Below are 9,085 nucleotides of genomic sequence, written 5' to 3'. Positions count from 1 at the left end.
GCGCTGTAGTTCTTCCGTTTGCCAGCCACGCTGTTCGTCCTCGTCTTCCTTGGCGGCAAGCTTAGCAAACTGTCCGCTGGCTGGGGACCACCTCAAACGGCGGACGGCACGACGACCGATTGTCCCTTGCGTGATCCGCTCAATCAAGAGACGGCAGGATTTTCGCTCATCGGGCCTTCCGGAACCGGAAAGACGGCCATCTTGAAGCGCGCCTTGAAGTCGCAAACGGCGTTCCGGAGTGCCTCGCCCGAGGCGGGCGGAAATGCGCTGTTGGTCACGGTGCCGCCGGAAGCGACCTCGAAATCTCTCGCGGAAGAGGTCGCGCGCCAGACCGGCTATGGCGCGATCGCGGCACGTGCGAATGGGTATCAAGCTTGGGGGATCGTGCGACATCGGCTGCGCCTTCTGGGCATCCGACTTCTCATTATTGATGAAGCGCACCATCTGCTGCGCCCGGGACCCGGTCGGGATATCCTTGGCGCGCTTCAGTCTCTCAAGCATCTGCTGCAGGGAGAGGATTCGACCGCCGTCATCCTGGCGGGCGTCGACAAGCTCAAGCAGGGGCTTTTGCAGGATCCCGAGACGGCACGGCGCTTCAAACCTTTTGAACTCATGCGCATTACCGAGGGCTCGCAAGATGCACGGCGTTTTGCGAGAAGCATGCAGATCTGCGCGCATGAGCTCGGACTTATTCTTCCCGAGGCCAATTTTGCCGAACGGGTGCTGTTTGCCGAGAACGGGGATGCGGGTCTGTCGTTCCGTTTCGCCAAACAAGTGTTGAAGCGCACGGTCGAGGCGGGACGCGACCGCATCACGCTCGAGGATGCCCGCTGGGTTTTCAACGATCAGCGTCCCGAGGCGACGATGACGCCGTTTGCCGAAGGAGATTGGGATATGGTGCAGGCCGGGCTCATCAAAGCGGGGTGGTCCAATTGACTCTGCTGCGCCCCCATCTTCCCTTCGACACGCACGAGACCCTCCTGTCGTATGCCGGGCGTCTTGCGGCTGTGCATGCGGGTCAGGGGATTTCGCGCTTCTTGGCGGATATGGGTGTGCCGGTCGAACCTTTCGTCTTGGGCACAAGGCGACGGTTGCTGAGTTCGCGAAACTGACCGAAATGTCGGCCTCCGCGGCTCGGGCCACTACGGTGACCGCGTTCAAGACCCTCGTCGAGTTCCGCGGTGAATGGTTGGCCAAGACTTTTCTCGCAAGGCAGGCAGACAAGTTTTGCCCATTGTGTCTGCTTGAAGATGGCAGCCGCGACGCTTGGCGCCAGCAGCTGATCTGGTGTTTCGAACCGGTGCATCGGTGTCTCAAGCACGGCGTCTGGCTTGAGCATCTCGAACACCCGGTACTCGACCTGCGCGAGGGTTTGGCGAGGCTGGAGCCGCATTCGGCGCGTCTGGCCGACGAGGCAAGTCCCTCATACCTGCATTGGCTTGACCATCGTCTGAGCGATGCGATGCGCGGAGGCACCGATTGGTTGGAGAGGCAGGACCTGCAACAGGTCCTTGATGCCTCGCTGATGATTGGCGCTGTTATGAACAATGGGCACAAGGTGCGCCCGCAAACTCTCGCCCCACAGGCCCGCGAGGCCGCGGTCGAGACGGGGTTTCGGATCTACAGCCTCGGCCCCGCCGCAATCACGGCGGCTCTCGACGACATTCGCAACGCATCTCCGGCAAGGGCGGTTCAGGCGGGGCCGCTCTCGCGCTACGGGGCCCTCCACGATTGGCTTGACCGGCGTTGCAACGCGCGTGACCCGGGGCCGATCCGAGACATCTTGCGCGATCATATCGTGCAGCACGATGCCGTCGATGCGGGCGAGGTCGTGCTGGGCATCGAGATCGCGCAGCGCAGGTTCCATACGATCCAGAGTCTGGCGGAGGCCTCGGGCATCGAGCGGCGCCGGCTGTCACGGCTTCTGCAAAAGCTTGGCATGGTTCCGACGGGTGCGTCGGACGCAGAAAGCGGATTGTTGCGGTTCGAGGTGGCGGCGGTCTCGGTCGTGTTGACGGATTTCAAAACGGCGATCACTTTCAACGAGGTACCCGACTATATCGGCGCTTCGTTGCGGCAGACGCAGGCGCTGTATTCGGCCGGGTTCTTGGCGCCCCTGTTTCCCGTCGATGCCCCCGGGGCGGTCCGCAATCAGGTTTTCGCGCGACGTTCTCTCGATGCATTTCTTGCCCGTCTGGCCGTCTTACCGGAGATCGATGCGCCCGCCGTCGTGGGTTTGCAGACAATTGCCTACGCTTGTCAGCGCGGCGCGGGAACTACCGTCGACGTCATTGACCTTATCTTCAAGGGCGAGTTGCGTGCGTTTCGGCGGTCCGGCCCGCCTGCTTTCGACAAAGTCCTCGTATCTCCTGCGGAAGCATTGGCTTTGCGCGCCGCCTAAAATCCATCTTTCGCATCACTGTCAGGGTCCGCATCGCGGGCCCTTTTTCTTTGCGCCACGACCGCCAGAAACCATGGAATCCGGTGAGAACTTGGGGTCGTCTTGGTGAGAACTCAATCCGAGAAATCCAATGGATGCTTTGCAGGTATCTGATAAATAAACATAAATTTTGGCCCCGGTGAGAACTCGATAAAGTTCTACAGGCGGTTCGAGGCGTGATTTCCCCTTTCCCCTTCTATTTCAGATCACGCGGACGATCTCGGCGGTGCCGAGGGCATTGAAGCGGTTGATTGGGGCAACTCGGATCTGGATTTCGGCGGTCTGGCGGTCCGGGTCTCTTGCCGCGATGCGGTCACCGAAGGCCTTGATGCACCGCATTTTGGCCTCGATCCGGCTTCGGACGTGGTATCCCGTCCAGCGCTTGCGAGACATGCCCTGCCGTAGTACCGGGTGGCGCGCAGGGTTTCGTTTCTGGTGATCGCGGCGGGGCAATCATCCTTCCGAGGTCGGCCATTCTTGCGGATCGGGATGATCGCCGTGCCACCGCGTGCGATGATAGCATTGTGGCAACGGCGGGTGTCGTAGGCACCATCCGCGGTCACGGTGCCGATGTCTTCATCGTCCGGGATCTGGTCCAGCAGGTCTGGCAGGACGGGGCTGTCGCCTTCCGGGCTGGGGGTGAACTCCACCGCGCGGATGTCGGATGTGGCGGTGTCCATGACCAGATGGACCTTGCGCCATTGGCGTCGCCCCTGAACGCCGTGCTTGCGGGCTTGCCATTCATTCGATGGGCTTACGCGGCGGCACTGCAGCCACGGTCCCATCTCATTCGCCGAGGAACTTGATGCCGGTGCTATCCACCAGCAGGTTCAGCGGCCCGCCAGCACGGCGATAGGGGATCTGCACCGTCAGGGTCTTCTGCCTGCGGCACAGGGTCGAGTAGTCCGGAACGGGCCAGTCCAGCCCAGCGACCCGCAGCAGACCGGCGACCATCCCGTTCGCCAGTGGGCTCGGACCAATGGCGCCTCACTGGCTCACACTGTCTGAGCGGCAGCTTGAACAAAACCTTGATCGACAGGCAGAATTGGATCGCCGTATTCGAGAACACCGGCGGGCGCCCAGGGCGGCCTTCATATGGCGCGTCCCAGGCCATCTCCTTGTCTAGCCAGATCAGCAACGACCCGCGGTTGCGGAGCGCAGCGTTGTAGGAGGACCAGTTCGTCGTGCGGTAACGGGCGGGCTTGGGCTTGCTCATGCAAACCGTCTAACCGAATGGATTCGCGATGGGAATCCTCCGCAGTGAGAGTTCTGCAACAATGACGATCACACCATCAAACCGTGGGATCAAACACCTGATTGCCGCCACGTTGCGCGATCTGCCAGCTGATCCCGCTTGGGGCAGACCCAGCAGATCTGCCGCGCGGGTGAAGCTGCCGTAACGCGCGACGGTCTGAAAGGCGACGAGCGCGCAGCGGCGGAAGGCGGTCAAGCTCCATCAGCGCGCGCCCTTTCGCCGCAAAAAGCACGGAGCGCGTGGTGTGGCGGTGTCAGGACGCATCGGAAACCCGGATCAAAGACGCATGGCCGAACCCTGCAAGGGCCCGGGGACAGGCGCAAGGGATCTGCGCCATCGCGCCGGGGGCAGCAAGGTTCAAGCGGGAGCGCGGTTTCGGGACGCCTCAGAGAATGCCCGCGTGGCGAATATCCTCCACGGCGAAATCGATCAGCGCGCGCAGCTTGCGCGGCAGGACCCGGCCTTCGAGATAGACCGCGCTGACCGGGCTCGGCGCGCTGTCGAACGCGGTCAAAAGCGGTACCAGCGCCCCCGTTGCCAAGGCGTCGAACAGGGCAAAGCGCGGCGCATGGGCGATACCGAACCCCGCCGCGGCCAGTTCCGCCGCCGCCCGCGCCGAGTTGACGTGAAAGCGCCCCTGAACCGAAACCACATGCGCGCCAGCGGCCGATTGAAACGCCCAGCGGCGCGGGTTTTGCCGGTTCGTGTCGACGATGCAGGCATGCTCGGCCAGATCCTCGGGGCGCGCGGGGGTGCCATGCGCCGCCAGATAGTCGGGGCTCGCAACGACGACCGCATGGCTCTCGCCCAGGCGCCGCGCCTTCAGCGACAGCATGTCCGAGCGGCCGATGCGAAAGGCGACATCGATCCCCTCGCGCGCGAGATCGGCGAAACTGTCGCTCAGCCGCAGATCGAAGCTCAGCCCCGGATGGGCCCTGGCAAACCGCGCCAGCATCCCGCCGACATAAATCTCGCCCAGAGTCACCGGGGCCGAGATCCGGATCACCCCGGAAAACCCGCGCGAGCCTTCCGAGACCTCGGCCAGAAGATCCTGCAGATCATCAAGAAGGGCAGGGGCGCGGGCCAGAAGATCCTCGCCCGCCGGGGTCAGGCCGACGCGCCGGGTGGTGCGCTGCAAGAGCCGCACGCCGAGCCGCGCCTCAAGCTCGGCCACATATTTCGAGGTCAGCCGGTTCGACACCCCCAGCTGGTCGGCCGCGGCGGTGAAAGACCCGGTCTGCGCCGTGGCCACAAAAGCGCGCAGCTCGTCGGTGATGTCCATCGGACCCCCATTCAGAACAAATCAGCGAAAGTCATTCCAGATGTTCGCCATTTCATGGAGGGTCCGCAAGACGTATTTCAGCTGCAGATGAAGGCCGCGTCGGGCGGCCCTGCACTGGAGATCAAGATGACCAAGACCCCCGCCGTTTCCGATTATGCCGCCACGCTGCTGCGCGTCACTTCGGGTGTGACCTTCCTTGCCCACGGCCTGCTGAAGGTGAACGTGTTCACCATCGCTGGCACGGTGGGCTATTTCGAAAGCCTCGGCCTGCCGGGCGCCTTTGCCTATCTGACCATTCTCGCCGAACTGGCGGGCGGTCTTGCGCTGATCCTTGGCGTCGCGACGCGGATTGTCGCGCTGGCGCAGATCCCGGTGCTTCTGGGCGCGACCTGGGTGCATTCGGGCAATGGCTGGCTTTTCTCGGGCGAGGGTGGCGGCTGGGAATTCCCGCTGTTCTGGGCCATCATCCAGGTGGTGATCTCGCTTCTGGGCGCCGGGGCCTTTGCCCTGCGCGTGCCGGTTCTGCAACGCAAGCTCGGCCAATTCGCCTGACCGCATCGCCGCCCGCGTCCGGCGCGAGCGGCCCCCAGACAAGGAGACTGCCATGCCCCCCGTTTCGTCCCTGTCGGCGCTGCGCGACCGGCTTTCCCCCTCCGACCGGATGCCGCTGGTCTTTCTGGGTCACGGCAGCCCGATGAATGCGATCGAGGACACGGCATTCAGCCGCGCCTGGACCGAGCTTGGGCGCAGCCTGCCGCGTCCGAAAGCGATCCTTGTCGTCTCGGCGCATTGGATGACCCGCGGCACGACGCTGGTCGATGTCTCGGCGATGCCGCGCACGATCCATGATTTCTACGGCTTTCCGCAGGCGCTTTTCGATCAGCAATACCCGGCGAAGGGTGATCCGGCGCTTGCGCGCGAGGTGGTCTCGCTGCTGGCCAGCCACCATGCCGAGGGCGACGACACCTGGGGGCTCGATCACGGCGCCTGGACGCTGTTGAAGTACCTGTACCCGGATGCGGATGTGCCGGTGTTTCAGGTCTCGATCGACATGGGCCGCGATCTGGCGCATCAGCTCGAGATCGGGCGGACGCTGTCCGAGTTGCGCGACCGTGGTGTGCTGATCATCGGCTCGGGCAACGTGGTGCATAACCTGCGCGCGGTGAACTGGGGCAAGAACGCGAAACCGCACGACTTCGCGCTGGAGTTCGACCGGCTCTTCACCGACCGGCTGGAGGCCCGCGATTTCGCCGCGCTCTCCGACCGCGCCGGGCTCGGACCGCTCTTGCCGATCGCCCATCCGAGCGTCGATCACTATCTGCCGACGCTCACCATCGCGGGCGCCTCCGATGCGCGCGATGATCTGACCTTCATGACCGACACGATCGATCTGGGGTCGATTTCCATGCGCTCCTTTGTCTTCCATCCGCGCTGAGGCCAGGTTTTCAAGGGCTTGAACGGGCGTAAGCAGCCGCTTACGCCCGCCGAAATCAGCTTCGGGCAGATCGACCGGAGCCATGTCATCGGACAATTTCGGTTCAGCCACAACGGCTTGCCCAATCCGGGCTGATCCACCGATGGAGTGACCGATGAAAAAGATCCTGCTTGCCAGCGCCCTCGCGTTTTCGCCTTTCGCCGCCTTCGCCATGCCCGTCGTGGGCGATGTCGTCGGCACCAACCCCGATGACGCCAAGGCCGCCATCGCCGCCAAAGGCTGCACGGTGTCCGATTTCGAGGCCGAAGACGGCAAGGTCGAGGCGATCTGCAAGGACGAAGCCGGCAAGACCTTCGAAGTGGTGATCGATCCGCAATCGGGCGCCGTCACCGAAATCAAGGCGGGCGACTGATGGGACGCGCTCCGTCCCTCAAGACGGATCCCGCGGGGGGCGTGAAGCCCCCCGTCTGGGACCCGCTGGTGCGGCTCTCGCACTGGCTCGTCGCGCTGGCCGTGCTGGTGAACGGGCTGATCGACAAACCGGGGGCCGCGCTGCATGTGGGGCTTGGCTGGGCGGTGCTGGCGATCGTGCTGGTGCGGCTCGGCTGGGGCTTTGTCGGCCCGGCCACGGCGCGGTTCGCCAGCTTTCCGCCTGCGCCCTTCAAGGCCCTGTCGCATCTGGGCGGGCTGGCGCGTCGGCAACGGCCGCGCGAATATCCGTCGCATAATCCGGCCGGCGCGATGATGGTCTACACGCTCTGGGCGCTGCTTTTGACCGTGACGCTGACCGGGCTTGTGATGACCGGCGGCCGCAGCCCGATGACGATTGCCGCCGATCAGGCCGCGGTCAATTCGGGTGACTGGTCGGCCCTTGTGAAACAGGCGCCCGCAGAGGATGATGAGGGCGACAGCGACGGAGGAAAGATCGTGGGAGCGATCCACGAGACGGCAGCCAATCTGCTTTTGATCCTTGCCGCCCTGCATGTGGGCGGCGTGGTGGTGGAAAGCCGCGCACTTGGCCGCAATCTGGTGCGGCCGATGCTGGGCCGGGGCAAGGCATGAAGCTGCCCCGTTTTGCGAAGGATGCGGGGCGGCGGCAGTCTGCCGCCCTTGCGGCCGTGGTGCTGGTGCAGGCGGTGGCGGCGCTTTTCTTCATGGGCGATGCGGCGGCCGATATCGACCTTGACGGGCTCGGCCCGGAATCCGCGGTCGAGGCGCTGGTCTCGCTCGCGCTTGTTCTGGGCATCGTGACGAGTGGCTGGCAGCTGCGCCGCACGCTCGAGACGGTGCAGAGCCAGGCGCAGGCGCTGGAGGTCGCGCGCGGCGCGCTGGCCGAGGTGATCGAGGCGCAATTCACCCGCTGGGCCCTGACCCCGGCCGAGCGGGACGTGGCGCTTTTCGCGCTCAAGGGGCTCGACGTGGCCGAGATCGCGACGCTGCGCGGCGCGGCTACGGGCACGGTGCGGGCGCAGATGACGCGGGTCTATGCCAAGGCGGGCGTGTCGGGCCGCGCGCAATTCGCGGCCCTTTTCGTCGAGGATCTGCTGGGCTGAACCCTCAGACCGAGACGCCGAAGATATGGCCGACGCCCGCGGTGATCGCCATCGCCGCCGCTCCCCAGAACAACACCCGTGCGGTCGCCCGTCCTTTCGGGGCGCCGCCCGCATGGGCCCCGATCGCGCCAAGCGCTGCCAGCGCCGCGAGCGTCGCGGCGACGACGACCGGGATCACCCAGCCTTCGGGGGCGATGATCGCTGCGCCAAGCGGCACTGCCGCGGCAATCGAAAAGGTCATGCCCGACGCCGCGGCCGCCTGCAAGGGATTTGCGGCATGGACCTCGCTCAACCCCAGTTCTTCGCGCACATGGGCGGCGAGCGCGTCCTTTTCCGAAAGCTCCCGCGCCACCTGCGCGGCGGTATCCCGGCTCAGGCCGCGGGCCTCGAAGATCGCGGCCAGCTCGCGTTCCTCGGCCTCGGGGGTGGTGGCAAGGGCTTCGGTTTCGCGGGCAATGTCGGCGCGTTCGATGTCGGATTGCGAGGAGACCGAGACATATTCCCCCGCCGCCATCGACATGGCCCCCGCGGCAAGCCCGGCGCCGCCCGCCAGAAGCACCGCCGCGGGCGAAGGATCGGCCGCCGCCACCCCGACGATCAGCGACGAGATCGAGACGATCCCGTCATTCGCCCCAAGGACAGCCGCGCGCAGCCAGCCCGAGCGGGTGATAAAATGCGGCTCTTCGTGAGCCGGTTCGTAGGACAGCGCCATCTTCGCCTCGTCTTTTGCGACATCATGGACCGGAAAGCCGATCCTGTCGCGGGTCTAACGCGGACAAACTGACGCTGCCCTGACGCGCTCACGCATCCCGACCCTTTCGGATCGGGTCGGTGAGCAGGCGCAGGCCGTTCAATACCACCAGCACCGTGCCGCCCTCGTGGCCGATCACCGCGATCGGCAGCGGCAGGTGGAAGAACAGACCCGTCACCACCAGAACCGTCATCGCCCCCATCGCGAAGATCAGGTTCTGCCGGATGATCCGTACCGTGCGCCGCGCCAGCCGATGCGCCTCGGCCAGACGCGTGATGTCATCGGCCAGAAGCGCCACATCGGCCGCCTGCAGCGCGACCTCCGAGCCCGCCGCGCCCATCGCGATCCCCACATCCGCCCGCGCCAGCG

General features: G+C 65.1%; 10 protein-coding genes and 2 pseudogenes. 7 read left to right on the top strand and 5 right to left on the bottom strand.

Going from position 1 to position 9,085, the window contains the following annotated elements; genetic code table 11:
• Positions 1–126 precede the first annotated feature (126 nt).
• A complete protein-coding gene (locus C8J30_RS17900) occupies positions 127–936 on the top strand; it encodes a TniB family NTP-binding protein (protein ID WP_181420955.1) in 810 nt (269 codons plus the stop codon).
• Positions 875–2,401, top strand: a complete 1,527-nt coding sequence (locus C8J30_RS17895; RefSeq protein WP_281269386.1) for a TniQ family protein — start codon at positions 875–877, stop codon at positions 2,399–2,401. The genes C8J30_RS17900 and C8J30_RS17895 overlap by 62 nt, the downstream gene beginning before the upstream one ends.
• A gap of 240 nt (positions 2,402–2,641) precedes the next feature.
• On the opposite strand, the pseudogene C8J30_RS17890 reads toward C8J30_RS17895, so the two are convergent.
• The 3 genes and pseudogenes from C8J30_RS17890 to C8J30_RS17885 all read right to left on the bottom strand — a co-directional run bounded on the left by C8J30_RS17890 (position 2,642) and on the right by C8J30_RS17885 (position 4,977).
• Positions 2,642–3,656, bottom strand: a pseudogene (locus C8J30_RS17890) (IS5 family transposase).
• A 9-nt stretch (positions 3,657–3,665) separates the two neighbouring features.
• Complete coding sequence (locus tag C8J30_RS19435) at positions 3,666–3,890, bottom strand: helix-turn-helix domain-containing protein (protein WP_394341944.1); 225 nt, start codon at positions 3,888–3,890, stop codon at positions 3,666–3,668.
• 190 nt (positions 3,891–4,080) lie between these two features.
• Entirely contained in the window at positions 4,081–4,977 is an 897-nt protein-coding gene (locus C8J30_RS17885; RefSeq protein ID WP_110807444.1) for a LysR family transcriptional regulator, read from the bottom strand.
• 126 nt (positions 4,978–5,103) lie between these two features.
• Between C8J30_RS17885 and C8J30_RS17880 the strand changes: the two genes are divergently transcribed.
• The 5 genes from C8J30_RS17880 to C8J30_RS17860 all read left to right on the top strand — a co-directional run bounded on the left by C8J30_RS17880 (position 5,104) and on the right by C8J30_RS17860 (position 7,965).
• A complete protein-coding gene (locus C8J30_RS17880) occupies positions 5,104–5,529 on the top strand; it encodes a DoxX family protein (protein WP_110807447.1) in 426 nt (141 codons plus the stop codon).
• 52 nt (positions 5,530–5,581) lie between these two features.
• Entirely contained in the window at positions 5,582–6,412 is an 831-nt protein-coding gene (ygiD, locus tag C8J30_RS17875) for a 4,5-DOPA-extradiol-dioxygenase (RefSeq protein ID WP_110807443.1), read from the top strand.
• Positions 6,413–6,566: 154 nt separating this feature from the next.
• Entirely contained in the window at positions 6,567–6,824 is a 258-nt protein-coding gene (locus tag C8J30_RS17870; RefSeq protein ID WP_110807441.1) for a PepSY domain-containing protein, read from the top strand.
• Positions 6,824–7,474: a cytochrome b/b6 domain-containing protein gene (locus C8J30_RS17865; protein ID WP_110807439.1), complete on the top strand. Its 651-nt coding sequence runs from the start codon at positions 6,824–6,826 to the stop codon at positions 7,472–7,474. Before C8J30_RS17870 ends, C8J30_RS17865 begins: the two co-directional genes overlap by 1 nt.
• On the top strand, positions 7,471–7,965 hold the full coding sequence (locus tag C8J30_RS17860; RefSeq protein ID WP_110807437.1) for a helix-turn-helix transcriptional regulator: 495 nt from the start codon (positions 7,471–7,473) through the stop codon (positions 7,963–7,965). The genes C8J30_RS17865 and C8J30_RS17860 overlap by 4 nt, the downstream gene beginning before the upstream one ends.
• A gap of 4 nt (positions 7,966–7,969) precedes the next feature.
• Here the strand turns inward: C8J30_RS17860 and C8J30_RS17855 are convergent, their stop codons facing one another.
• Both C8J30_RS17855 and C8J30_RS17850 read right to left on the bottom strand, forming a co-directional pair.
• Positions 7,970–8,677 (bottom strand): VIT1/CCC1 transporter family protein, encoded by a 708-nt coding sequence (locus tag C8J30_RS17855; protein WP_110807435.1) that lies wholly within the window; start codon positions 8,675–8,677, stop codon positions 7,970–7,972.
• A gap of 88 nt (positions 8,678–8,765) precedes the next feature.
• Positions 8,766–9,085: pseudogene (locus C8J30_RS17850) on the bottom strand (cation-transporting P-type ATPase); the annotation flags it as partial.

Origin of the sequence: Rhodobacter viridis, from assembly GCF_003217355.1 — a bacterium.
GTDB classification, from domain to species: Bacteria; Pseudomonadota; Alphaproteobacteria; order Rhodobacterales; family Rhodobacteraceae; genus Rhodobacter; species Rhodobacter viridis.
Note: the sequence above shows the minus strand (reverse complement) of the source record. Positions and strands in the feature narration are given on the sequence as shown.

What these genes read in the sequence shown, in the direction of transcription:
- C8J30_RS17865 (WP_110807439.1), top strand. Translation starts at nt 6,824, where the DNA reads ATGGGACGCGCTCCGTCCCTCAAGACGGATCCCGCGGGGGGCGTGAAG.
- C8J30_RS17885 (WP_110807444.1), bottom strand. Translation starts at nt 4,977, where the DNA reads ATGGACATCACCGACGAGCTGCGCGCTTTTGTGGCCACGGCGCAGACC.
- C8J30_RS17870 (WP_110807441.1), top strand. Translation starts at nt 6,567, where the DNA reads ATGAAAAAGATCCTGCTTGCCAGCGCCCTCGCGTTTTCGCCTTTCGCC.
- C8J30_RS17880 (WP_110807447.1), top strand. Translation starts at nt 5,104, where the DNA reads ATGACCAAGACCCCCGCCGTTTCCGATTATGCCGCCACGCTGCTGCGC.
- C8J30_RS17855 (WP_110807435.1), bottom strand. Translation starts at nt 8,677, where the DNA reads ATGGCGCTGTCCTACGAACCGGCTCACGAAGAGCCGCATTTTATCACC.
- ygiD (WP_110807443.1), top strand. Translation starts at nt 5,582, where the DNA reads ATGCCCCCCGTTTCGTCCCTGTCGGCGCTGCGCGACCGGCTTTCCCCC.
- C8J30_RS17860 (WP_110807437.1), top strand. Translation starts at nt 7,471, where the DNA reads ATGAAGCTGCCCCGTTTTGCGAAGGATGCGGGGCGGCGGCAGTCTGCC.